The sequence below is a fragment of the Rhizobium sp. P1_B8 genome, assembly GCF_056406515.1.
In genome coordinates this window covers 36,133-59,795 of record NZ_JBFTZZ010000013.1, presented here as the reverse complement: position 1 = coordinate 59,795, position 23,663 = coordinate 36,133, and the positions used below count along the sequence as shown (strand labels likewise).

20 protein-coding genes and 7 pseudogenes are annotated in these 23,663 nt (G+C 59.6%); 14 read left to right on the top strand and 13 right to left on the bottom strand.

Features of this window, described 5'->3' with window-relative positions:
* Positions 1–21 precede the first annotated feature (21 nt).
* A complete protein-coding gene (locus tag AC1D2N_RS16870) occupies positions 22–948 on the bottom strand; it encodes a pseudouridine-5'-phosphate glycosidase (protein ID WP_018445184.1) in 927 nt (308 codons plus the stop codon).
* Positions 949–1,036: 88 nt separating this feature from the next.
* Positions 1,037–1,981, bottom strand: a complete 945-nt coding sequence (locus tag AC1D2N_RS16865; protein ID WP_130652499.1) for a carbohydrate kinase family protein — start codon at positions 1,979–1,981, stop codon at positions 1,037–1,039.
* Positions 1,982–2,210: 229 nt separating this feature from the next.
* Between AC1D2N_RS16865 and recA the strand changes: the two genes are divergently transcribed.
* Positions 2,211–3,305, top strand: coding sequence for a recombinase RecA (gene recA, locus AC1D2N_RS16860; protein ID WP_003540131.1), 1,095 nt, complete (start codon positions 2,211–2,213; stop codon positions 3,303–3,305).
* Positions 3,306–3,459: 154 nt separating this feature from the next.
* Positions 3,460–6,114, top strand: a complete 2,655-nt coding sequence (gene alaS, locus AC1D2N_RS16855; protein ID WP_168331631.1) for an alanine--tRNA ligase — start codon at positions 3,460–3,462, stop codon at positions 6,112–6,114.
* 94 nt (positions 6,115–6,208) lie between these two features.
* Here the strand turns inward: alaS and AC1D2N_RS16850 are convergent, their stop codons facing one another.
* Positions 6,209–6,841, bottom strand: a complete 633-nt coding sequence (locus AC1D2N_RS16850; RefSeq protein ID WP_112903324.1) for a LysE family translocator — start codon at positions 6,839–6,841, stop codon at positions 6,209–6,211.
* Positions 6,842–6,969: 128 nt separating this feature from the next.
* On the opposite strand from AC1D2N_RS16850, the gene AC1D2N_RS16845 reads away from it, so the two are divergent.
* Positions 6,970–7,821: an AraC family transcriptional regulator gene (locus AC1D2N_RS16845; protein ID WP_477981630.1), complete on the top strand. Its 852-nt coding sequence runs from the start codon at positions 6,970–6,972 to the stop codon at positions 7,819–7,821.
* A 55-nt stretch (positions 7,822–7,876) separates the two neighbouring features.
* Here AC1D2N_RS16845 and AC1D2N_RS16840 read toward each other — a convergent pair whose 3' ends face one another.
* The 3 genes from AC1D2N_RS16840 to AC1D2N_RS16830 all read right to left on the bottom strand — a co-directional run bounded on the left by AC1D2N_RS16840 (position 7,877) and on the right by AC1D2N_RS16830 (position 10,321).
* Positions 7,877–8,503 (bottom strand): glutathione S-transferase family protein, encoded by a 627-nt coding sequence (locus tag AC1D2N_RS16840; protein ID WP_018242217.1) that lies wholly within the window; start codon positions 8,501–8,503, stop codon positions 7,877–7,879.
* Positions 8,504–8,591: 88 nt separating this feature from the next.
* Positions 8,592–9,038 carry a GNAT family N-acetyltransferase gene (locus AC1D2N_RS16835; protein ID WP_018242216.1) on the bottom strand — a complete coding sequence of 149 codons (447 nt, stop codon included), beginning with the start codon at positions 9,036–9,038 and terminating at the stop codon, positions 8,592–8,594.
* 71 nt (positions 9,039–9,109) lie between these two features.
* A complete protein-coding gene (locus tag AC1D2N_RS16830) occupies positions 9,110–10,321 on the bottom strand; it encodes an NADP-dependent isocitrate dehydrogenase (RefSeq protein WP_018242215.1) in 1,212 nt (403 codons plus the stop codon).
* A 64-nt stretch (positions 10,322–10,385) separates the two neighbouring features.
* Between AC1D2N_RS16830 and AC1D2N_RS16825 the strand changes: the two are divergent.
* Positions 10,386–10,517, top strand: a pseudogene (locus tag AC1D2N_RS16825) (L,D-transpeptidase); the annotation flags it as partial.
* A 90-nt stretch (positions 10,518–10,607) separates the two neighbouring features.
* Here AC1D2N_RS16825 and AC1D2N_RS16820 read toward each other — a convergent pair.
* On the bottom strand, positions 10,608–11,330 hold the full coding sequence (locus AC1D2N_RS16820) for a Crp/Fnr family transcriptional regulator (protein ID WP_065276656.1): 723 nt from the start codon (positions 11,328–11,330) through the stop codon (positions 10,608–10,610).
* A gap of 471 nt (positions 11,331–11,801) precedes the next feature.
* Between AC1D2N_RS16820 and AC1D2N_RS16815 the strand changes: the two genes are divergently transcribed.
* The 3 genes from AC1D2N_RS16815 (at position 11,802) to AC1D2N_RS16805 (ending at position 14,151) form a co-directional block, all read left to right on the top strand.
* Positions 11,802–12,683: a glucosamine kinase nucleotide-binding domain-containing protein gene (locus tag AC1D2N_RS16815; RefSeq protein ID WP_065276655.1), complete on the top strand. Its 882-nt coding sequence runs from the start codon at positions 11,802–11,804 to the stop codon at positions 12,681–12,683.
* Positions 12,680–13,444, top strand: coding sequence for a GntR family transcriptional regulator (locus AC1D2N_RS16810; RefSeq protein ID WP_130748851.1), 765 nt, complete (start codon positions 12,680–12,682; stop codon positions 13,442–13,444). The genes AC1D2N_RS16815 and AC1D2N_RS16810 overlap by 4 nt, the downstream gene beginning before the upstream one ends.
* A gap of 572 nt (positions 13,445–14,016) precedes the next feature.
* Positions 14,017–14,151, top strand: a complete 135-nt coding sequence (locus AC1D2N_RS16805; RefSeq protein ID WP_267970729.1) for a hypothetical protein — start codon at positions 14,017–14,019, stop codon at positions 14,149–14,151.
* Between the two features lie 548 nt (positions 14,152–14,699).
* Here the strand turns inward: AC1D2N_RS16805 and AC1D2N_RS16800 are convergent.
* Positions 14,700–15,056: a hypothetical protein gene (locus AC1D2N_RS16800; protein WP_397463105.1), complete on the bottom strand. Its 357-nt coding sequence runs from the start codon at positions 15,054–15,056 to the stop codon at positions 14,700–14,702.
* On the opposite strand from AC1D2N_RS16800, the gene AC1D2N_RS16795 reads away from it, so the two are divergent.
* The 4 genes and pseudogenes from AC1D2N_RS16795 (at position 15,027) to AC1D2N_RS16780 (ending at position 17,238) form a co-directional block, all read left to right on the top strand.
* Positions 15,027–15,803: a DUF3991 and toprim domain-containing protein gene (locus tag AC1D2N_RS16795; protein ID WP_397463104.1), complete on the top strand. Its 777-nt coding sequence runs from the start codon at positions 15,027–15,029 to the stop codon at positions 15,801–15,803. The genes AC1D2N_RS16800 and AC1D2N_RS16795 overlap by 30 nt on opposite strands.
* Before the next feature lie 114 nt (positions 15,804–15,917).
* A pseudogene (locus tag AC1D2N_RS16790) lies at positions 15,918–16,517 on the top strand (DUF1419 domain-containing protein).
* 10 nt (positions 16,518–16,527) lie between these two features.
* A pseudogene (locus AC1D2N_RS16785) lies at positions 16,528–16,912 on the top strand (DUF3085 domain-containing protein).
* 134 nt (positions 16,913–17,046) lie between these two features.
* The gene (locus AC1D2N_RS16780) at positions 17,047–17,238 is read left to right on the top strand and encodes a hypothetical protein (RefSeq protein WP_164903089.1); all 192 of its coding nucleotides are present in this window, start codon (positions 17,047–17,049) and stop codon (positions 17,236–17,238) included.
* Here AC1D2N_RS16780 and AC1D2N_RS16775 read toward each other — a convergent pair.
* Positions 17,184–17,888: pseudogene (locus AC1D2N_RS16775) on the bottom strand (IS6 family transposase). The gene AC1D2N_RS16780 and the pseudogene AC1D2N_RS16775 sit on opposite strands and share 55 nt — an antisense overlap.
* Before the next feature lie 127 nt (positions 17,889–18,015).
* Positions 18,016–18,876 carry a S49 family peptidase gene (locus tag AC1D2N_RS16770; protein ID WP_065276653.1) on the bottom strand — a complete coding sequence of 287 codons (861 nt, stop codon included), beginning with the start codon at positions 18,874–18,876 and terminating at the stop codon, positions 18,016–18,018.
* An 822-nt stretch (positions 18,877–19,698) separates the two neighbouring features.
* Here AC1D2N_RS16770 and AC1D2N_RS16765 point away from each other — a divergent pair.
* Positions 19,699–20,679: a LysR family transcriptional regulator gene (locus AC1D2N_RS16765; RefSeq protein WP_065276652.1), complete on the top strand. Its 981-nt coding sequence runs from the start codon at positions 19,699–19,701 to the stop codon at positions 20,677–20,679.
* Positions 20,680–20,734: 55 nt separating this feature from the next.
* Here the strand turns inward: AC1D2N_RS16765 and AC1D2N_RS16760 are convergent.
* A pseudogene (locus AC1D2N_RS16760) lies at positions 20,735–21,034 on the bottom strand (DDE-type integrase/transposase/recombinase); the annotation flags it as partial.
* Positions 21,035–21,307: 273 nt separating this feature from the next.
* On the opposite strand from AC1D2N_RS16760, the gene AC1D2N_RS16755 reads away from it, so the two are divergent.
* Both AC1D2N_RS16755 and AC1D2N_RS16750 read left to right on the top strand, forming a co-directional pair.
* Positions 21,308–21,745 (top strand): RT0821/Lpp0805 family surface protein, encoded by a 438-nt coding sequence (locus tag AC1D2N_RS16755; RefSeq protein WP_245495584.1) that lies wholly within the window; start codon positions 21,308–21,310, stop codon positions 21,743–21,745.
* Positions 21,746–21,900: 155 nt separating this feature from the next.
* Positions 21,901–22,031, top strand: a pseudogene (locus tag AC1D2N_RS16750) (SOS response-associated peptidase); the annotation flags it as partial.
* A gap of 356 nt (positions 22,032–22,387) precedes the next feature.
* On the opposite strand, the gene AC1D2N_RS16745 reads toward AC1D2N_RS16750, so the two are convergent.
* Both AC1D2N_RS16745 and istA read right to left on the bottom strand, forming a co-directional pair.
* Positions 22,388–22,594 carry a hypothetical protein gene (locus AC1D2N_RS16745; RefSeq protein ID WP_065276650.1) on the bottom strand — a complete coding sequence of 69 codons (207 nt, stop codon included), beginning with the start codon at positions 22,592–22,594 and terminating at the stop codon, positions 22,388–22,390.
* A gap of 68 nt (positions 22,595–22,662) precedes the next feature.
* A pseudogene (gene istA, locus AC1D2N_RS16740) lies at positions 22,663–23,442 on the bottom strand (IS21 family transposase); the annotation flags it as partial.
* Positions 23,443–23,663 lie beyond the last annotated feature (221 nt).

Genomic DNA, 23,663 nt, shown 5'->3' with positions numbered 1-23,663 from the left:
TACCTGCCAGCCCGTAAACCTTCATTCACTCAACGCAACCGCAATCTCAGCCGCAAGCCGCGCATTATTCTCAACAAGCGCGATATTGGTCTTGAGGCTCTGGCCGTCCGTCAGGTCGAAGATGGTGGAGAGCAGATAGGGCGTAACCGCCTTGCCGGTGACTTCGTCGCGCTCGGCGCTGTCGAGCGCCCGCTCGATATAGATTTCCATCTCCTCGCGTGCGATCTCGTCGGCCTCAGGCACCGGATTGGCGACGAGCATGCCGCCGTCGACGCCGAGCTGCTCGCGCACCGTCTGGAAATTGGCGATGGCGGCCGGGCTGTTCAGCGACAGCGGGCTGCGGATGCCCGAGGAGCGCGACCAGAAGGCGGGGAATTCCTCGCTCTCATAGGTGACGACCGGCACGCCGCGGGTTTCCAGCACTTCCAGTGTCTTTGGAATGTCGAGGATCGCCTTGGCGCCGGCGCAGACGACGATGACGCCGGTGCGCGCCAGTTCCTCGAGATCGGCTGATATATCGAAGCTTTCCTCGGCGCCGCGATGCACGCCGCCGATGCCGCCTGTGGCAAAGACACGGATGCCGGCGCGCGCCGCCGCGATCATCGTCGCCGCGACCGTGGTGGCGCCGGTGCGGCGCTCGGCGATGGCGAAGGCGAGATCGGCGCGCGACACCTTCATCACTTCGGTCGCCTTGGCGAGTTGCTCCAATTCCGCGGCTTCAAGACCGATATGCAGCGTGCCGTGAATGACGGCGATCGTTGCCGGCACTGCACCCTGTTCGCGGATGATCGCCTCGACGCTGCGGGCCATCTCGATATTGCCGGGATAGGGCATGCCGTGGGTGATGATGGTCGATTCCAGCGCCACCACAGGCGCGCCGCGCTGCTTGGCGCTGGCGACTTCCTTCGAATAGGCGATTGGCAAAAGAGGGGAGATGGGCTTGGTCATGGTCTTGTCCTGTGATCGACAGAGCATGATGCCGAAAAGTGTGAGCGGTTTTCGGACGACATCATGCTCAACTATTTAATTAGCCGCTTCAATGCAGAATTCTGACCTTGGGAACAAGGGCAAGCGCCTCATTCAGCAGATCGGGCGTCAGATTTTCGTTGACGGCGTGCCGCGACTGCACGGTCAGTATCGCGGCCGCGGTGCCGTGGCGGACGGCTTCTTCGAGCGGCAGGCCTGATATCAATGCGGCGAGTGTGCCGGCCGCAAGAGAATCGCCGGCACCCGTGACATCGGCGACAGTGTCGGCGATCGGCGGCTGCAACGTCACGGCGCGGCCATCGCAAAGCGCGACGAGCTCGCGCCGGCCACGGGTGACGACGGCGTTCCTGATGCCAATTTCGTTCAGCAACGGCGGCCAGCCCGCAGCCTCCTCCGGCCGCTCACCGGCAAGGGCGGCGGCTTCAGCCTCATTCAGGAACAGGTAATCGATATCCCCGATGCAGGGTTTCAGCCTGACGACCTTGGCCGGCGAGATGGCGATTGCCGCAACGGGCTTGGCGAGCGAATGCGCCTTTGCGACGATCGCCGCGATCGTCTCTTCCGGCAGGTTGGCGTCAAAGAGGATGAAATCATGGGCGGCGAAGGCCTCCCGCACCCAGCGGATGGAGAGACGCCGCGGCACGAAGAAGCGGTAGAGATCCATGTCGGCAAGGGCGATCACCAGATTGCCGTCCTTCTCGATGATCGCCGTGTAGCTCGGCGTCTTGCGGTCGAGGAAGACGAAAGGCCGGTCGTCGATGCCGGAGAAATCGGCAGCTTCTCCAACCGTCTCGCCCATCGGATCGCCGCCGCGCGGCGAGATCATCGTCACCTGAAAACCGAGCCTTGCGAGGTTGCGCGCCGCATTGAAGCCACCGCCGCCCGGCTCCTCGAACCAGGTGCCGGGATTGCTGGCGCCAGGCGCCGTCTCGCCCGAGATTCGGCCACGCCGGTCGATATGCGCACCGCCGAGAACAAGAATCTTTTTCTTCATCCGATCCGCTCTCCCGATGCCCGAAGGACGAATCGATACGGTGCGCCCTGCCGCGGCCGAGTCGGCACTTTTGGCCTAAGTCGTTGCTTTTCATTGATAAAACAAATGCAGAACACGTGTCGTTTTACCTTTTTCTTTCAACTATTTGATCGCCTGTTGCGAGAATGGAACAAATAGGGTACAAACTCGACATTGCTTGAGCGGCTTCAATAACCTAAAGGTGGATCGGATGTCTCAGAATTCATTGCGGCTGGTAGAGGACAAATCGGTGGACAAAAGCAAGGCGCTTGAAGCGGCACTCTCACAGATAGAGCGGTCGTTCGGCAAGGGCTCGATCATGAAACTCGGCTCCAACGAGAATGTTGTCGAGATCGAGACGATCTCGACCGGCTCGCTTGGCCTCGATATTGCACTCGGCGTTGGTGGCCTGCCGAGGGGCCGCATCATCGAGATCTACGGGCCGGAAAGCTCCGGTAAGACGACGCTTGCACTGCAGACGATTGCCGAAGCACAGAAGAAGGGCGGCATCTGCGCCTTCGTCGATGCCGAACATGCGCTCGATCCCGTCTATGCCCGCAAGCTTGGCGTCGACCTGCAGAACCTTCTGATCTCGCAGCCCGATACCGGCGAGCAGGCGCTCGAAATCACCGATACGCTGGTGCGCTCCGGCGCCGTTGACGTTCTCGTCGTCGACTCGGTCGCCGCACTGACGCCGCGCGCCGAAATCGAAGGCGAAATGGGCGACAGCCTTCCCGGCCTGCAGGCACGACTGATGAGCCAGGCGCTGCGCAAGCTCACCGCTTCGATCTCCAAGTCGAACACCATGGTTATCTTCATCAACCAGATCCGCATGAAGATCGGCGTCATGTTCGGTTCGCCGGAAACGACGACGGGCGGCAATGCGCTGAAGTTCTATGCTTCCGTGCGCCTCGACATCCGCCGCATCGGCGCTGTCAAGGAGCGCGAAGAGGTGATCGGCAACCAGACCCGCGTCAAGGTCGTCAAGAACAAGATGGCGCCGCCCTTCAAGCAGGTCGAGTTCGATATCATGTATGGCGAGGGTGTCTCCAAGACCGGCGAACTGGTCGATCTCGGCGTCAAGGCCGGCATCGTCGAAAAGTCGGGTGCCTGGTTCTCCTATAACAGCCAGCGTCTCGGCCAGGGCCGTGAAAACGCCAAGACTTTCCTGCGCGACAATCCGGATCTCGCCCGCGAGATCGAACTGTCGCTGCGCCAGAATGCCGGCCTGATCGCCGACCGCTTCCTGCAGAATGGCGGACCGGACCCGGATGACGGCGATGGCGATGCCACTGCGGAAATGTAATTTTCGCGCTTAAACTCATCGGACAGTTCCAACCGGCCGCATTCCTGATGAGAATGCGGCCGGTTTTGTTTGTCTGCTGGACAGTGGCGGGGGCGAACGTTAAAAGCCGATGAATTTAAATTTACCTGCCTCCGGCAGCATTGAAGGGCATAGCATGAGCGGTGTGAACGATATCCGGTCGACCTTCCTCGACTATTTCAAGAAGAACGGCCATGAGATCGTTCCGTCGAGCCCGCTCGTACCGCGCAACGACCCGACGCTGATGTTCACCAATGCCGGCATGGTGCAATTCAAGAACGTCTTCACCGGCCTCGAAAAGCGTCCCTATTCGACGGCGACGACTTCGCAGAAATGCGTGCGGGCCGGCGGCAAGCACAACGACCTCGACAATGTCGGCTATACTGCACGCCACCTGACCTTCTTCGAGATGCTCGGCAACTTCTCCTTCGGCGACTATTTCAAGGAGAATGCGATCGAGCTTGCCTGGAAGCTCGTCACCGAAGGCTTCGACCTTCCGAAAAACCGCCTGCTGGTGACCGTCTATTCCGAGGATGAAGAAGCTGCGACGCTGTGGAAGAAGATCGCCGGCTTTTCCGACGACAAGATCATCCGCATCCCGACCTCTGACAATTTCTGGCAGATGGGCGATACCGGCCCCTGCGGCCCGTGCTCGGAAATCTTCATCGACCAGGGTGAGAATGTTTGGGGCGGCCCTCCGGGCTCACCGGAGGAAGATGGCGACCGGTTCCTGGAATTCTGGAACCTCGTCTTCATGCAGTTCGAGCAGACCGAACCCGGCGTTCGCAACCCGCTGCCCCGCCCGTCGATCGATACCGGCATGGGGCTGGAGCGCATGGCCTGCATTCTGCAGGGCGTTCAGAGCGTGTTCGACACCGATCTCTTCCGCACGCTGATCGGCACCATCGAGGACACGATGGGCGTCAAGGCGGAAGGCAGCGCCAGCCACCGCGTTATCGCCGACCACCTGCGCTCCTCGGCCTTCCTGATCGCCGACGGCGTGCTTCCGTCGAATGAGGGCCGCGGTTATGTGCTGCGCCGCATCATGCGCCGTGCCATGCGCCATGCACAGCTGCTCGGCGCCAAGGAACCGGTGGTCTACAAGCTGCTGCCGACGCTGGTGCAGCAGATGGGCCGCGCCTATCCGGAACTGGTGCGCGCCGAGGCGCTGATCTCGGAAACGCTGAAGCTGGAGGAAAACCGCTTCCGCAAGACGCTGGAACGCGGCCTGTCGCTTCTGTCGGACGCGACGACGGATCTTTCCAAGGGCGATATGCTGGATGGTGAGACCGCCTTCAAGCTCTACGACACCTACGGCTTCCCGCTCGATCTGACACAGGATGCACTGCGTGCCCGTGAGATCGGCGTGGACATCTCCGGCTTCACCGATGCGATGCAGCGCCAGAAGGCCGAAGCCCGCTCGCACTGGGCCGGTTCCGGCGAGAAGGCGACGGAAACCGTCTGGTTCGAGCTTAGGGAAAAACACGGTGCGACCGAATTCCTGGGCTACGACACCGAAACGGCCGAAGGCGTCGTGCAGGCGATCGTCAAAGAGGGCGCGGTTTCGACCGAGGCCAAGGCCGGCGACAAGGTGCAGATCGTCGTCAGCCAGACGCCGTTCTACGGCGAATCCGGCGGCCAGATGGGCGATACCGGCGTGATCTCGTCCGACCACGCCAAGATCGAGATTTCAGATACGCAGAAGCGAGGCGAAGGCCTGTTCGTGCATCAGGGTATTGTCATCGACGGCGTGGTCAAGGACGGCGATGCGGTCGTGCTGACGGTCGATCATGCCCGCCGTTCGCGGCTGCGCGCCAACCACTCTGCGACCCACCTGTTGCACGAGGCTTTGCGCGAGGTGCTCGGCACCCATGTGGCGCAGAAGGGTTCGCTGGTCGCGCCCGAGCGCCTGCGTTTCGACGTCTCGCATCCGAAGCCGATGTCGGCCGAGGAGTTGAAGATCGTCGAGGATATGGCGAACGAGATCGTGCTGCAGAATTCGCCGGTTACCACGAGGCTGATGAGCGTCGACGATGCGATCGCTGAAGGCGCGATGGCGCTGTTCGGCGAGAAATACGGCGATGAAGTCCGCGTCGTGGCGATGGGCGAGGGCGTGCGTGGCGCCAAGGTTGGCAAGCCTTATTCGATCGAACTCTGCGGCGGCACGCATGTCGGGGCCACTGGCCAGATCGGCCTGATCCGCGTTCTCGGTGACAGCGCCGTCGGCGCCGGCGTTCGCCGTATCGAGGCCGTCACCGGCGAATCGGCGCGCGAATATCTGGCCGAACAGGACGAGCGTGTGAAGACGCTTGCAGCCTCGCTGAAGGTGCAGCCGGGCGAAGTTCTGTCACGTGTCGAGGCGCTGATGGACGAGCGCCGCAAGCTCGAAAAGGAACTGGCTGACGCCAAGCGCAAACTCGCCATGGGCGGCGGGCAGGGCGGCTCGGTCGATGCCGTGCGCGAAGTGGCCGGCGTCAAGTTCCTCGGCAAGGCGATTTCGGGCGTCGATCCCAAGGACTTGAAGGGGCTTGCCGATGACGGCAAGACCAGCATCGGCTCCGGCGTCGTTGCTCTCGTCGGTGTGTCCGACGACGGCAAGGCAAGTGCTGTCGTGGCGGTGACACCGGATCTCGTGCAGCGCTACAGCGCCGTCGATCTCGTCCGAATCGCATCTGCCGCCCTCGGCGGCAAGGGCGGCGGCGGCCGCCCCGACATGGCGCAGGCCGGCGGCCCCGACGGATCGAAGGCCGATGAAGCGATCGAGGCGGTTGCCGTGGCACTTGCCGGCTGAACTGCCGCCTGACAACAGTTTGAAATTCAAACCGGCTGCGAGATCATGGATTTCGCAGCCGGTTTTGTTTTCAACGACGGTGGTCAGTCGATGTTCAGTTTCGCGGCTGCAGCGCAAGGCGACAGGCGAGCCCGGTGAAGACCGTTGCCAGGATATATTGCGGCAACTTGGGGAAACGGCTCGCTGATTGAAGTCTCGAACGGATCGTGCTTCCGAGGAAAATCACGGCGCCATTCACGACGAGGCCGATACCGTTCAGGACGCTTGCAAGTATCAGCATCTGCATCGTCAGCGATCCGGCTGACGCATTCACGAATTGCGGAAAGAGCGCCATGACGAAGAGCGCCATCTTCGGATTGAGCAGATTGGTGGCAAGGCCTGCAAAGAAGATACGCCGGCCAGACAGCCGCTTCAGCGTCGATGCCGGCTGAAAGGCGGCGCCTTCCGAGCGGACCGTCTTGTAGGCGAGATAGAGAAGATAGCAACAGCCGGCCCAGCGCACTGTTTCATAGGCGGCAGGCACGGTCATGAAGAGCTGTGACAGCCCGAATGCTGCGGCAAGGGCGTGGCAATAGGTGCCGAGCGCGATTCCGGCATAGGTCAGGAAACCGGCAGCGCGTCCCTGGCCGATACTGCGGGAGGCGATCAGCAGCATGTCGGGGCCGGGCGTGGCTGTCAGCACCAGCGCTGCGGCGGCAAAGAGCATTAATGTTGAAAAATCCGGCATCTATCATTCCTTTTGGGTTCGAGCCGGATTTCCGGTCTACGCAGGATTCGCCGAAGGTTCAAGTCCGCAGGATTTGTCAAATCGGGTTATGGTTCTCTCAAGCCGATCGATTTACACGAGGTTCCGACATGAATGGCGAAACGGCATGGGCACTTTATGAAAACCGTCTGAGACGGGTTTCGGCCTATATTCACGACCACTTGGATGAGGAGCTGGATATGGAGCGCCTTGCCGAAATCGCCTGCATGTCGAGCTATCACTGGCACAGGATCTACCGGGCGATCTACGGCGAGACGCTGGCGGCAACCGTCAAGCGGCTCAGGCTGCATCACGCGGCGGGCGAGATCGTCCGCACGGAACTTGCCGTCAGTGAAATTGCAAAGCGATCAGGCTATCCCAATCTCCAATCCTTCAATCGTATTTTCAAGTCGGTCTACGGCATGCCGCCGGCCCGCTACCGGAAAGAGGGAAGCCACACAGCCTATGAGCCCTCACCTAACGGAAAGATCAAAGTCATGTTAGACGTTACCATACGCGAGATCGCGCCGATCGAGCTGATCGGCGTTGGCCATACCGGCTCCTACATGCAGATCGACAAGGCCTTCGAGATGCTGTTCGGCACGCTTTACGCCCGCGGCCTCGCCAAGCCCGACATGCGGATGATCGGCGTCTATCTCGACGATCCCGATCTTGTGCCGGAGGAAAAGCTGCGCTCGATCGCCTGCGTCACCGGCGCTTCCGACGTGCCGGCCGATGCGCCGTTCGAGCGGCGCGTGATCGACGGTGGCGATTATGCGGTGCTACGCCATAAGGGTCCCTATGCCAATATGCCCAAGTCCTATCAGTGGCTGTTTGCCGAATGGCTGCCGAAATCCGGCCGGCAGTTGAAGGACAGGGTCATGTTCGAGGAGTATCTCAACAATCCCCGCGACGTGCCGCCGAACGAGCTTCTGACGGATATTCACATGCCGCTCGTCTAAGGCCGTGGGGGGACCCGGCGGATCAGCCGCGCCCCCAAGATGCTCAAGACCACGCTCAGGCGGCCTGCATGGTCTTGATGGCTTCGTCATCAAGGGCGTTGGCCCGCTTGTAGGCCTCACGCTCGCTGATGCGGCCGACATAGTCGAGGAAGGCCTGGCGTCTTTCGATGCCGCCGAATCCGAGGCCCCAGCCGATATGGGAGCCGACATATACGTCGGCGGCGGTGAAGCGCTCGCCGGCGACATAGGTCGAAGCGGAGACGGCTTTCTCGAGTGTGTTCATGACGTCGCCGAAACCGCCGCAGCCGGCCATGCGCAGGCGTTCCTTCGGAATTTCGAAGCCGAGAGCCTTCATCGTCACCGCCGATTCGAGAGGACCGGCGGCAAAGAACATCCAGCGATAATAGCGGGCGCGCTCGTCCGGCCTCGGCGCCAGCGCCTTCTCAGGAAAGGTTTCGGCGAGATAGGCGCAGATCGCCGCGCATTCGGTGACGATGGTATCGCCGTGGCGGATCGCCGGCACCTTGCCCATCGGATTGACTGCGAGATATTCGGGCGCCTTCATGGTTTCGCCGAAGGTCAGGTATTCGGTGCGGTAGGGTTGGCCGATCTCCTCCAGCATCCAGCGCGCGATGCGGCCGCGCGACATGGGGTTCGTATAGAATACCAGTTCTTCAGTCATGACATCCTCCTCGTGTTCCCGTTATTCTACGGCCTTGCCGTTCCCCGGAATCAATAGTGCGGCAGGGCCTTTGTGCAACCCCAGACCGTTAGAGCGCCTTGCGGTACTGGATGAAACCCGAGCGCTCGGCGATCCGGTCGTAGAGCCGCCGCGCCGTTGCATTCGTTTCGTGCGTCATCCAATAGAGCCTGCCTGCGCCGTTTGCGCGGGCGAGGTCGGCGACGGCCTCGATCAAAGCGGCACCGGTGCCGAGCCCGCGCTGACTGTTGTCAACATAGAGATCCTGCAGATAGCAGGTCCATTGCGGCAGCCAGCAGGAACGGTGAAAGATGGCATGGACGATACCGACGAGACGGCCATCGTCGTCAAAGGCACCGAGCGCGTGCATCGGTTCTTCAGGATCGTGGAAGCGAGTCCAGGTGAGGTCCGTGGTTTCAGGCGGGATGACCACTTCGTAGAAGCGCTGATAGGCCTCCCACAGGGGCTCCCAAGCGGCGCGGTCCGAGGCTTCAAGCGGCCGCAGGATGACCGTCATCGGTTCATTCTCCTAAAATGAAAACGGCGGGGAAATCCCCGCCGCTTCGATGTTATCTTGGAAAGGCCGGCTTACGCCATGGCCTTCTGCAGGTTCTGGTCGATCTTGTCGAGGAAGGCGGTGGTCGAGAGCCACGGCTGGTCGGGGCCGATCAGCAGCGCCAGGTCCTTGGTCATGAAACCGGATTCGACAGTGTCGACGCAGACTTTTTCGAGCGTCGAGGCGAAGCGGGCGAGCTCGGCATTGTCGTCGAGCTTGGCGCGGTGCGCCAGGCCGCGGGTCCAGGCGAAGATCGAGGCGATCGAGTTCGTCGAGGTTTCCTGGCCCTTCTGATGCTGGCGGTAGTGRCGGGTGACCGTGCCGTGAGCGGCTTCGGCTTCGACCGTCTTGCCGTCGGGCGTCAGCAGAACCGAGGTCATCAGGCCGAGCGAGCCGAAGCCYTGGGCGACSGTGTCGGACTGGACGTCGCCGTCRTAGTTCTTGCAGGCCCAGACGTARCCGCCRGACCACTTGAGCGCCGARGCGACCATGTCGTCGATCAGGCGGTGTTCGTAGGTGATGCCGGCTTCCTTGAACTGATCCTTGAATTCGGTCTCGTAGACTTCCTCGAAGATGTCCTTGAAGCGGCCGTCATAGGCCTTGAGGATGGTGTTCTTGGTCGAYAGATAGACCGGCCACTTGCGCATCAGRCCGTACATCATCGAGGCGCGRGCGAATTCGCGGATCGATTCGTCGAGGTTGTACATGGCCATGGCGACGCCGGCGCCCGGTGCGTTGAAGACTTCCTTCTCGATGACGGTGCCGTCCTCGCCGACGAACTTGATCGTCAGCTTGCCCTTGCCGGGGAACTTGAAATCGGTGGCGCGGTACTGGTCGCCGAAGGCGTGGCGGCCGACGACGATCGGCTTGGTCCAGCCGGGAACCAGGCGCGGCACGTTCTTGCAGATGATCGGCTCGCGRAAGATGACGCCGCCGAGAATGTTGCGGATCGTGCCGTTSGGGCTCTTCCACATTTCCTTGAGGTTGAATTCCTTGACGCGGGCTTCATCCGGCGTGATCGTCGCGCACTTGATGCCGACGCCGTATTTCTTGATGGCGTTGGCGGCGTCGACGGTGACCTGGTCGTTGGTGGCGTCGCGGTTTTCGACGGAGAGGTCGAAATAATCGATGTCGAGGTCGAGATACGGATGGATCAGCTTGTCCTTGATAAGCTGCCAGATGATGCGCGTCATTTCATCGCCGTCGAGATCGGCGACGGGATTGGCGACCTTGATCTTGTTCATGTATCTGCCTCGTTCGAGCTTGAATGGGGACGAGGTCCCGGGTGGGTGATGTGATGAGGAGCGCTATAGCCTGAAGCGCTTGGGCCGGCCGGCCTCGCATGGCTGCGTTCGCCTGCACTTCGAGAATGCCGCCCAGTTCTTCTCGCTGGCGCCACGGGCTGGCCTCGCCAAGACCCGCGTCGTGATCACGCGCTGATCTCGGCTCAGCGCCAGACTCTGAATTCGGCATCTGATCCGTTTTGCGCGCCGATCCCGGGTCAGCGCCCCGATGTTGGCAGATCCCGTTCTATGCGCTGATCATTCGCTCCAACTCATCCATGTCGGGCACGATGATATGTCGGAAGTTCTCGATGCGAATGACGCCGCTCTTGCGCAGCCTGGTCATCTGGCGACTGACGGTTTCGATCGTCATCCCGAGAAAATCGGCGATCTCGGCGCGGGACAGCGGCAGGTCGAAATCGGTGCTCGTGGCGGTCTGCGGTTCGGCGTGTGTGGCGATCAGGTAAAGCAGGCTTGCGACTTTCTCGCCTGCGGTGCGTCGGCCGAGCGTCAGCATCCATTCGCGCGCGGCGTCCAGCTCCTTTAGCGCCTGATCGTGAAGGCTGCGCTGCAGTTCCGGCGCTTCCGATATCATACGGTCGAGCAGGTTGCGGGGGAAAACGCAGATTTCGGCATCGGTCGCAGCCTCGGCCGACAGCGTGCTTTCGCGCACGAATGGCCTGCCGACGAAATCGGGGGCGAATTGCAGGCCGACGATCTGCTGGCGTCCGTCCGGCATCACTTTGCAGAGCTTCACCACCCCGCGCATGATGTTCGAATAGGAAGAGCTTTCCGAGCCTTGAGCGATGATCTCGCAGCCCGCGCCGACCGTGCGGCGGAGCGAGTGGCGGCCGAGCTCCCGGAGCTGGCTGTTGGACAAGGCGCCGCAGACGACGCCGTGCCGCGCCTGGCAGGAACGGCAGGCGACGAGAGTGCCGGCGTCCGAAACGTCACTGCGTACGACGTCCATGTCCTGATCCCTTCGAAATCCGCGTGTGGCGGGCGTGGCTGCGCATGCCGGGCATGCCCGAGATGATTACGCCGCGATTGCGGGTTCGGCTATCCCGTTTTTCCGGCACGGCTTGATGATTATCAATTTCGCCGGGACCGCGCTTTGATCCAGATCAAAGTTTCCCTGCCATGGCTGTTGTTTGATGCGACTGCCTCGACACGATGCCGTCCGAAGAATCCTTCAAACTTGAACAACGGAGCAAAGGTCTTCGAATCCTGGCGACGAAGCCGTCGACGTCTTTGCGCACGAACTTTTCCCAAAATTGCATGAGGGTTACTCGCGACAGCGTCGCCCCATGCCCTCGCCAGCCGGTTTCCAATTGACAATGAAGTATGTTTGTGCGACGTACGTACTAACACTACGAGGGCAGCTGGCGCGGCCCGAACGCGATCGACGTTGTGTCAGATGACCTCCTGAAGGAACGGGCGGATGACCGCATACCTAATCGGAATCGACGGCGGTGGCACGAGCTGCCGTGCGGCAGTCGCCGGTTCGAACGGAAATATCCTTGCGCGGGCTCAAGCCGGGCCAGCCAACATCCTTTCCGATCCGGATACGGCGCTCGACAACATTGCCAGTGCGACCCGCGCGGCGTTTTACGCAGCTGGCATCAATGCGCGTAGCATCGCCTCGGCGCGTGCAGTTCTGGGGGTCGCGGGCAATAATGTCGGCGAGGCCGTTCACTACGTGAAAAACAGGCTACCCTTCGCCGAGGCGGACATAGAGTCAGACGGACTGATCGCGCTACAAGGCGCGCTTGGCGATAAAGACGGAGCCGTCGCCATTTTAGGAACAGGCACGATCTACATCTCCCGCCACTGTGATACGGTGACCTACACCGGCGGATGGGGCTTTACTGTCGGCGACCTCGGCAGCGGCGCTCGTATTGGACATGCGCTTTTGCAAGAATCGCTGCTCGCATACGACGGCATCCATGTCATGTCCGCGATGACCGCCTCGGTCCTTGCGGAATTCAAGAATGACCCACGTAATATCGTCGAGTTTGCACGGCAGGCAAAGCCCGGCGCCTTTGGTCGCTATGCGCCGCGCGTATTCGAGCACATCAAACAGGGCGATGCCGTCGCCGCGCGCCTGTTGAAAGAAGCCGCTGTTTCAGTGGACGAAGCACTTGATCGTCTAGTCGCTCGAGGAACGCAGAGGATTTGCCTGCTCGGGGGATTGGGGCCGCTCTATTCGTCCTGGATCGCTGCACGGCATCAAAGTCTATTGGTAACGCCCGAAGGCGATGCACTGAGCGGGGCCGTGGCCTTGGCGGTTTCGCGCTTCGGGCCCCTGAAAGCGATCGAATGAGTGACAGACTTGCGGCCATGCTTCCAGGATGGGGCATAGAGATCAACGGTGCCGGTCCGCTCTACCATAGACTTCGCCTGGCGCTTGAAAAGGCGATCCTGTCGGGTAAACTCAAAGAGGGCGACGTTCTTTATCCCGAACGAGACCTCGCTGAACATGTCCGCGTTAGCCGTGTAACGGTCCGCAAAGCAATCAACCATCTCGTCCAAGACGGATTTCTGGTCCGCAGGCGCGGCTCAGGAACCTTCGTAGCCGGATCGGCGGTCCGCGCAGATCAGCCTCCGTCACGCGCGAACCTTTTGACGGGTGACATTTCCTGGCTTGGATCGGGCACGAAAGTCGAGTGCATCGAGCGCAGCACGTCTCATCCCGCACCCGAGGAGATGATGACACTCGGCCTGTCAAGCGACAGTCGCGTCGTGCGCATCACCCATTTGCGGAGCTCGGCGGGCCAGCCGCTTGCGATTGAACGCATATGCATTTCCTCCGAGTTCCTGCCCGCCGCTCGTACCGTTACCTCTTCCACCTGCAACACACTCGCGGACGCAAACTTTAGACCCATTCGTGCGATCGAGCGCACTTTCGCACTTAACATCGAAGATCCGGACGCCACCACGCTTGGCGTCGCGATCGGAACGGCTGGTCTTTTAACAAAGCGCGTTGCCTATCTTGCTTCGGGCCGCGCGATCGAATTCAGCCGCTCACTTTTTCGAGGCGATGCCGAAGGTTTCGTCAGCGAGCTCACCTTTCTCGAAAACTGACCTCTCTTCTTACAAGACAGGATCCTATCATGCAGGCCACCTTCGCTGCCGCCGGTGCGGCTTTGCGTTCCGAGAACACCGCGCTCGTCGTCACGGTCGCGTGCTGCTTGTCCGACTATCCCGCCATCTCATTGAGATGTCCCATCGAGCTGAGGGCGAAATTACCCGTCTCTTCGATTCGGCCGCCCCTCGCCTCAATCTACGGTGTCGGGCTCAGCTTTGATCGAGGCGCTGCCTTGCCCAGGCAGCCACGCCCGTGATCGCTGCGTCGATCGCTCTGACGAATAAGCTTCCGCTTGGGGAACCCGCAAAGGCCAAAGGCATGCTTAGCACAAAGGGCGGCTTGTGTGGTGTTGACCCCGGGTTTGAGTTGAAGTCGAGCTGGATAGGTGGACCAAAGGTATTCGAGGCAAATGGCCATGGTGAGTTTTGAACAAATTTACACCGGTAAAGTCGATGTTTCCGCTCGAAACCCTAGTGGGCTTTAGCTGAGTGGGACTCGCGCCATGAAGACAGCAATGCTCTCTCCGATTGAACGAACCTGTCTCCACTGGATATCGAGGGGGTGGACTGTGGCTGATATCGCGTTGATCGAGGGAAAGCGTGCCGCTGAAATTCAGGCATGCGTGGAGCGTGCGGTTATTTCGCTCAACGCCGAATCATTGGAACAGGCGCTTGAGAAAGCGAAGCTCACGCGATCAGACTGATCCCATCATGGTTGCGGGCGCCGGACGCTTTCACCTTGCCTTTCATCCGCTTGTAAATGCACCGTTTCGGCGACCTCCAGGTCCTCAGCAAGATCGCGCCATCGGTTTTTGAAAAGACGGAGACAATGGCTCCTGCGGTCGGTGCGGAACGTAGCTGAATCGAAGTGGCCACGAACGCAAGCCAATTTGCGTGTTTGTATGGATCCTTGCTCTCTTCCGGATTCCACGATCAACCCGCTGAAAGGTCCGCTAGGAAGCTGCTGCCGCGTCGCGCTGATCGCGCCGGTCCCGCGCCTTTGAGGAGTCATTCAGCGGGAATTGGCCGGGCTTGAGCCCTCTAAAGTCGCTCGATCTTTCCTTTGTGCGGTCCCACGCCTTCCAGCTCTCCCGCGACCTGATGGTCACGGTCTTCGCAGCCGACGGCAAGTACGGCGTTCTACCCTCTGACGAAATCGACGCCGACGACGATCTTGCGATCGTTCACGATTCTTTCCGTGGTTCTGGCGTGCCGCTTGCGAACTGCAGACGCAAGGGAGGCTTCGCCGCGGTCAAGCATTGCATGATCCGACACTTGTCAGCCGCGCCCTTGCCGCCTTTGCTCTTCGCGGCTGGCCGAAGGGTGCCCGCGAAACGAAGGGCAAAGAAAGGCAACGAGGGCCAATCGCCGGGCGATTGGAAATCAAATGAAGAGAAGAGAAATAGAAGCGCTGCGCGAACGGGTCGGTTGCGCGGCGGTTCTCGAAAGGGCGAGCTTCGCCATCGACTTCGAGGAAAGCAGCCGGCGGGCGATTAAGTTTCGCCGTGGCGGTGAAATCATCATCGTTACGCATGAGGGGCGCGGATGGTTCGATCCGCTCAGCGATGCGAAAGGCGATGTGTTCGGGCTTGTCGAGCATCTCGATCATGTCGGATTTATCGAATGCGCCGAACGGGTCGCAGATCTCGTCGGTTTCACGATCACCGAGCCGGAGTGGCAGCCATTGAAGCCTGATGGAGGATACGACCTCTCTCTCCCCGATCGTTGGCAGGCGCGCCGCCGCCCATGGCCCGGGTCGTCGACATGGTGTTACCTCAATGGCGAGCGTTGCCTGCCTGCACATTTACTCCGCAACGCGATCAAAGGCGACCTTCTTCGAGAAGGCCCGCATGGCAGCCTATGGGCAGCTCATTCGGACGATGTCGGCGTTGTGACTGGCTGGGAGGCGCGAGGTCCGCAATACCGAGGGTTCGCCTCTGGAGGGAACAAGATTCTTTTCCGTCTCGGGCCGCCTACTGCGTTGCGCCTGGCCGTCACAGAAGCCGCGATCGATGCCATGAGTCTCGCGGCCATCGAGGCGTTGCGTGACGGCACGCTCTATCTCAGCACCGGCGGCGGATGGTCGCCGGCCACGCAGGCCGCGCTGAGGGAATTGGCCGCCAGACCTGACGCCCAGCTGGTCGCTGCGACCGACGCCAATTCTCAGGGGGATCTGTTTGCAGAGCGGTTGCGGGCGCTCGCCGAGGATACCGGGTGCGACTGGACGCGGCTGCGCCCGCCCAAGGAGGATTGGAACGAGACCCTGAAAGTCAGGGAAAAGCAAAAACTGGAAAGAAAGGAAAGTGGCGTGCCGCAGCGCCAAGGGAAGGCTTCGCCCGGCGGAGCCGTCCCTTGACCCGGCCGGTCGCGATGTCGCCGGCTCGGAAGGGGTCATGAAGGACTGAAGGGGATGGCGAGGTCGAGAGGACGGCGCTGCACTTCAGTCCGAAAACCTCCAAAGGCGCCGCAGATGATCACCTCTCCCGCAACCGCCAAGGTTTTTCAGGGCGTCGCAAGCCGCCAGCAGATGTTCCGCATGTTCGATCGCCACGCGCAGCGCCCAAACCGTTGGGATGGTGATGCCGCACCATTCTACGCAGGCGAATGGTTCGAGATCGGCGAGACCGAGTATGATTACATGTTCGAGATCCTGCCGCCATTGTGGGTCCGAGGGTCGATGTTTGCGATACGCGAATACATGACCGGCTCGGTGACATCCGTGTTCTTTGCGCTCAGGATCGACGCGGCCATTCGATATTTCCATGGCTATTGCGATCTTTCCGACAAGGCATCCGTCGAAACGATGCGCGTCGCCATCATCGAGCGCGAAAGCCGTCCGGTCCATGACGCGGCAAGAGCGGCTCGAGCATATCTGGAGCACGACTGCCGACGATTACCGCGGCTATGCCGGAGACAAGTGGCCGCAGTCCGCTCGCGGCAAGCGCACCGTCGTGCTTTATGGCGGCAACGAGGGCACTTTCCTGAAGCTGCTCGAGGAACTCACCGACGGGAGAGCGCTGTGAAGCTGCCGGTGCATCTTCGCCACCTTCCCTCCCCGATTGCCGCGTGAGGAGGACGCCTTGTTCACTTTTAGCGTGGTCGACGTTCGTGCAGTGATCGCGCGCGGACACACCGACGCGGCAGCCAATGGCGGTTTCCGCGATCCTCACTATGGACTGCTTCCGGATAAGGACGAACGGCACGGCCTGTGGATCGTCGGCGATGAAGGCGTCTATGTGCTTTCCAACGGAAAATTGGCAGAGGGCCAAAGGGCACTCGCGGTCTATGCCGACGAGTGCGATCCGAAGACCAATCCGGACTACCGGGACTACAAGCGCCGTATTTCGGGGAGACGACGGCATCGTCTTCATCGACGCTGAGAGACTGGAAGCCATGCTTTCCACAAACCCGGAAGCCACGCATCTGCGGGCGGAGTTTGCGCGGAAACAATGCAGCGCTCCGTAATCACGCGCTCGTAGCTCGCGATCGCTGCCGCCGGACGAACCAGGTCCAAATTTCCTCACCTCAATTTCATCCGCCTTCGCAGCCGCGGGACCTGTCCCGTGGGAGATGGCGCACATCCTCGAAAAGGAGCTTTCATGTCCCACGATCCCTTCACCCTCGATATGTTCGGCAGCAGCGCATTGTCGTCCGGCTTCGGCCTGGGCGTCACCGCGTTGGTGGGTGTTGTCACGTTAAGTTTTTCTGGCTGGAAATGCCAGCGGCTCGTGGATATTCAGGCGACACAGGCCGCAATTTTCCATGCATCGAAAGCTTCGAGCCGATGGTAGCGAATTGTTTGCGCTGTGCCGCGACGGGACGGAACCGAAAAGCAATTGCGGGTCGCTGAGTGCATGGAGACGAACCGTTGCAACGTGCCTAGTGATCGGTGGCCTTGCATGGTTCGTTCCCGTTTTCGAAACGGCAGATGGCTGTTCTCGGCCCGATTATTGAGGCCATTGTGCGATCAATAGTCAAGGCCGGGTGCCACTTCCGCCTTTGCTGCACCGTAGGAGCGGAGCTTATCGGTGATGATCCGTTTGGGAGCAAAGCCATAGCGCTTCATTAACGCCACCAGCACGCGCTTCGCTGCATCCCTTTTATCACGCCGCTTCTGCAATATCTCTTCCAGAACAGTGCCATGTTGATCGACCGCACGCCAGAGCCAGGATTTCTCTCCAGCGCATTTCACGACGACTTCGTCCAAATACCAAATATCGCCGAGGCGCGCCTGCCGCCGCCGCAAGTTGCGTGCGATCTGGGGTCCGAACTTGGCGATCCAGCGGCGGACTGTCTCGTATGACACGTCGATTCCACGCTCGAGCAGCATTTCCTCAACTTCACGCTGACTAAGGTTGAACCGCAGATAAAGCCAGACGGCGTGAGTAATGATCTGCGGGGGAAAACGGTGACGCTTAAAACTGATATCTGATGTCTGCATTGCCGAAAATTATGCGCAACCCGTCAGGCAGGCAACCGCAACCCAGTTAACGTGACAATACCCCAAGGGGCGATGTCGATCGCGCCTATGTGTGGCGTCCACCACCATGGACCGGCACCGCACCCCTTCAAAGCCCGAAACGGCTCCACAATGCTCTCTCTTCCGCCGCTTCGACAAGCCCTGTCGCGAGACCGGATGCAGCACCTTCGAGCGAGACCGGCGACACACCTGGAATACGGCGGCCGAACAGGCCGCGGCCGGCGGTGACGAGCTCCAGTTTGGTCTTCTGGCCGTAGCGCCTCTTCAATTCCTGGCGCATATCGCCGAGGCCATCGATGAGGCCGAGCTCGAGGCCGCGCGTGCCGCTCCAGAACAGGCCGGAAAACACCGTCGCATCGTCCCTCAGCTTGCCGGCGCGACGTTCGCGCACCATCGAGATGAAGACCTGGTGGATTTCGAGCTGCAGGCTCTTCAGATACTCGATATCCTTTTCCTTTTCCGGCTGGAAAGGATCGAGGATCACCTTGTTTTCGCCCGCCGTATAGACGCGGCGTTCGACGCCGATTTTCTTCAAGAGCTCGGGAAAACCGAAACCGCCGGAGACGACGCCGATCGAGCCGACGATGGAGGTGGCGTCGGCAATGATCTCGTCGCCGGCCAGCGCGATCATGTAACCGCCCGAGGCAGCGACATCCTCGACGAAGACCAGAACCTTCTTCTGCTTCTCGCGGGCGAGCTCGCGAATGCGGGTGAAGATCAGGCGCGACTGGACGGGCGAGCCACCCGGCGAATTGATGGAGATGGCGACCGCCGGTGCGTCCTTCATGGCGAAGGCCTTTTCCAGAACCGGAGAGACATTGGCGAGGTTGAGGGTTGGCCGGAACGGGCCGCCGCCGGCGACGATTGCGCCCTGCAATTTAACGACCGGGATGGTGAGCCCATCTTTGCGGAACCGTTTCGGCAGCAACTTTCTCAAAAATCCGGCCATCTCTCATCCTTCGCTTGGGTCGCGCGATCTTCACCGCAACGAAAGTCCGCATCGTCAGGGTGTTAGGTCGTGTCATTTAGGCCTCTTGTCGCTACCCGGGGCACACTCCGGCCGCTCGTACGCCACATCTAGACGGCACCTTGGCGTAGATCAATATAAAACAATAATATATTTTGTGATATACATGATTGCCGCGCTCGAATGCGATTCTGTATTTTGGTTTTTTGCGGTACAAACAGAAATACTTAGTTCGTTAAAGTATTAATACAAATATCTCGAAGGTTCGATCGCAAGATCGGTAGTTGGTCCGTGGGAAGGTTTAAAGCAATTATGTTCGCGTACCAACCTGTCAAGCAGCCCGATGAGTTTCCCCCTCTTGCTAGACAACCCCAACAAATTAGGTGGGTAAATTAGATCCTCACCTCGGAGGTGATGACCAATACGCTCGTCTCTCTAAACCTCACCTGACAGACTAAGATCCGCCCTTTCTGCAACGCTCACCACCACGGCTCTTTACCGAGGCGTCGATGAAACAACGTGACATCGCGCTTGGAACTTCTTCTCGGCGAGAAGCTGCGCCATAAAGCGGGGGATTGCTCTCCCTGCGTACCACGACTTCATCGAGGTGTCAGACAGAGAGTCCGCGGAAGCTTGACTTGCGGTTGATGGTATACCATAATACGAGAAGATAAGGTGAACCGGCGGTCAAGTCCGCGGTCATCCAGTGGAGACAGTTCTCATTGAAGGCGTCACATTCGCCTCCACACTCGTTAGGAGGGAGATCGTGCCCCGATATTGATGGGACCATCAAGGTGTGGTGGAATGCGTTTTAAGGGCCTGGACCTAAATCTTCTCGTCGCTCTCAATGCTTTGATGACCGAGCGGAAGCTCACGGCAGCGGCGCGCAGCATCAACCTTAGTCAGCCAGCCATGAGCGCAGCCATCGCTAGGTTGCGCGCCTACTTCAATGACGAGCTGTTTGTGATGCAGCAGCGTAGACTTGTTCCGACCCCGCGAGCCGAGGCGCTCGCCCCTGCAGTTCGCGAAGCTCTACTGCAGATTCAGCTCTCTGTCATTGCGTGGGATCCATTAGTCCCAGCGGAATCTAACCGGCGCTTCAGAATCGTACTGTCCGATTTCATGACGCTCGTATTCTTCGAAAAGGTGATAAAGCGCGTAGCGCGAGAGGCACCCGGCGTCAGTTTTGAATTGCTTCACATCAATGATGATCCGGAAGAGCGTCTGCGTAGTGGAGATTTGGATTTTTTGATTTTTCCAGATCAGTTCATGTCAGCCGCTCATCCCAGTGCGAAGCTATTTGAGGAGAAGCTCGTATGCGTCGGCTGCCCTAACAATCAGCAGCTGCGCGGGAAGCTTTCCCTCGAGCGATTCATGTCGCTGGGACACGTCGCGGCCATGTTTGGACGTACTTTGAAGCCATCCATTGAACAATGGCTGTTGCTAGAGCACGGTTTTAAGCGGCGTATCGAAATCGTGGTCCAGGGCTTTAACGCGATCCCGATGTTACTTCAGGGGACGAATCGGATAGCAACCCTTCCCTTGCGGCTCGTCAGACATTTCGAACCCACCATCCGCCTCCAGATCGTCGATCATCCGCTGCCTTCCCTCTGGTTCACGGAGGCTGTGCAGTGGCCCTTGCTTCACAATTCCGACCCCGGAAGCATCTGGATGCGCGAGATAATGTTCCAGGAGGCTTCGCGCATGGATGCCCCGGCGGAAAGCTCGGCAGACATCGACACGCCTATGTTTGACAGCGTCGCTGCCGAATGGTGTGCGGCTTGAGCCTGAAGATGCGGATACGCAGTTTTGTTAGCGGTGCTCGAAACCCGGGACGTTACTATGTTCCGGCTGGGTGAAGATCTGCGTGTCTGCTGATCCGGTCGTGGATGGAAACGAAAACGCTGAAGCTGTCGAGATACTTTGAAGCGCTTCATGATCCTCTCCCGTCGTCGGATGGGTTGATGAGGATTCTCCACCCTATTATTCAGTCGGTTGTGAGAACGATGATTGAGGCCTGGTGTGCTCTCTCGTTTCGCCGCACCATAGGACGTAGCTTGTCGGTGATCATTACACGGGGCGGACGGTCTTGTGTTTTCAGGAGCTTGCGCATCAAGCGCTTTGCCGCCCGGTTCTTCCGAAGTGGTGGGCCCTTGTCCTAAGAGACAGTATGCTAGCATTCAGAGGTCCGCTACTTCAACCGAAATGCTGGCGAAAACTCGTCAGTCACTCTGCCCCACACCGACCCCGTTTGAGGATCGCCAGGACTCCTCACGGAGTAATGGCGGTAGCCATTGGCGCACCGCCACCGATTTCCTGAAGATGGGGCAATTACGAGCCAGCCTATTGGGTCTTTGAGAATTTGAACCATTATGTTGGAGATTTTCGTCGTTGTCCGCGAAATGAGCAGTCAATGGCGCCCGCATCTGGTCACAATATGATGTCATCTGCAGCGTCCGAAAGGATGGTTTATCACTCAATGCTTTCAAAACTGATCCAGATTGCCATCGTGTTCCCTGCGCTGGTGCTTACCGCTTGCTCAAACACCGAACCGCTCCAGACGTCCACAGGTGCTCCGGTTGCTGCGGCGGCAGTTCCGATCACTGACCAAACGGTGATAGCCGAAACCGTGGGTCGGGCGACGGTCGGTTCTGATCCGCTAGCGTGGGCCAACCCGTCAACTGGCAGCGCCGGGGTGATCGAGCAGGTCCGGCCGGGTACAAACAATCCAAATGGATGCCGCGACTTCGTCACAAGCAAGCAAAGTCTCGAGGGCGTGACTCGGTTCAATGGTGTCGCTTGTCCATCAGATGGATCTTGGAAGATAAACGGTTCGTCTGGCTTGCATTAGGAACCAAGTTCGGGGATCAGCGATTGCTCTTGAACTCAATCTCCTTCGCAGAACTCAATCAGAATTTCGGCCTGTCGCAAATTTTCTGGTTAACCGCATGTCGCCCATCGGCAGAGCTTTTCGGCTGCGAATGTTGGGGAGCACAGACTGCCCTCTGCGCGCTCGAGAAGGCGGCGAATGCGAAAGCCGAGAAACTTGTGACCAAGGGCAAGCCACTCGATCTCGAAGAGCTGATCCGCACCGGGGCCGCGGTAAGACCAACATGCCAAAACTCAATTTTCCGCACAGCCTAATTGAGCGCCTGAGCTGAGAGCTTGATCGTCTCGGAAAACGCGAAAGCCTGCCGCAGGAGGAGGTGCGGCAGGCTTTTCTAATTGAACAGCGGCTGGGGGGAGTCCGCTGTTCCGTCAAGCGCCCCTTGGGCGGAGGAATAGGTCCACCTGAGACACGAAGCTTCGCGAGTAAGAGGAGCATCGCTTCGATGGTCAGAAGATAGCAGAGGCTACCCCTATCCACTGCATTTTCATGCAACGCGCTCGAACTAGGGCCGGCCAAGCTCTGTCATCCGGTTAAGAACACGGACGCCAATCTTCGCTTCAGTCTTCTGATTGTCAAAATGTCGTGCTTTGAGTTTGGGCCCGATCACAGCCTAGTCCAACCTGCGCGAAGATAGGCTTCGCCATATTGGGCGCTTGTCAGCACCAACTCGGTTTGAGAAAGGCCCAGCTGAGGATCGGAGAGCCTTCCATGGAGATGGACGATGCCATGGAACCTGCTGCTTTCAGGCGCAGGAATATCCTGTCCCGCGGCACTCTCGGCGGTCGCAAACTCCGGCGAATATGACTGCATCAGCGATCTTTCGAAAAACGTGTCAAGGTTAGTCGTGACGACCGCCGGCTTTTCGACTTTCGTTGCGCCAGATCTGGAAAGTCCGGCATCTGTTGCCACAACCGTGGTCGGGCATCTTGGACGTTCTTCTCGACCTGACCCTTTTCCCAACCCGCGGCGGGATTGCAAAACTCAGGGGCAAAGACGTAGTGGTTCGTCATCGCGAGGAAACGGATATTGACCTGCCGTTCCTTGCCACGGCCGACACGATCGACCGCGGTCTTCATGTTGTAGTAAATGCCGCGACCAGGCACGCCGCCGAACACGCGGAACCCGTGCCAGTGAGCGTCGAAGAGCATCTCGTGCGTCTGCAGCAGGTAGGCCCTGATCAGAAACGCCCGGCTGTGTGATAGTTTGATGTGGGCAACCTGCAGCTTCGTGCGCTCGCCGCCTATCACGGCATAATCTTCACTCCAATCGAATTGGAATGCTTCGCCTGGGCGGAAAGACAGAGGAACGAATATGCCGCGGCCCGCCGTCTGCTGCTCAGTCCGCCAGTCACGGGCGAACGCGGCGACCCGACCATAGGATCCGGTAAAGCCGAGAGCCATCAGATCAGCATGAAGCTGCTTCAGCGTTCGGCGCTGCTTGCGTGACCTCCCGGCCTCGGTCTTTAGCCAGCCAGCAAGTTTGTCGGCAAAAGGATCAAGCTTGCTCGGTCGTTCCGGTACCGTGAACGTCGGCTCGATCGTACCGGCACTCAAATACTTCGCGATCGTGTTGCGTGACAGCCCAGTGCGCCGGCTGATCTCTCGGATCGATTGCTTCTCGCGCAGCGCCATCCGGCGGATGATGTTCAAAAGTCCCATGTGGATCACTCCGTTGCCCCCGCCGCTCACCGCGTTGGGGGAAGGTTCACATGGCTCAATTCTCAATGGAAATTATGCGCCTAACCGGCTCACTTCTGCGTGGAAACCAACACACTAGTTACGAGAGTTCTGACAATGTCGTACATCCGGGTCTATCTGGTCTTGTTTTCAAAGCACTTTGCCATTTTGGCATGAGGTTTGCCTAGGTGATTAGCGGATTC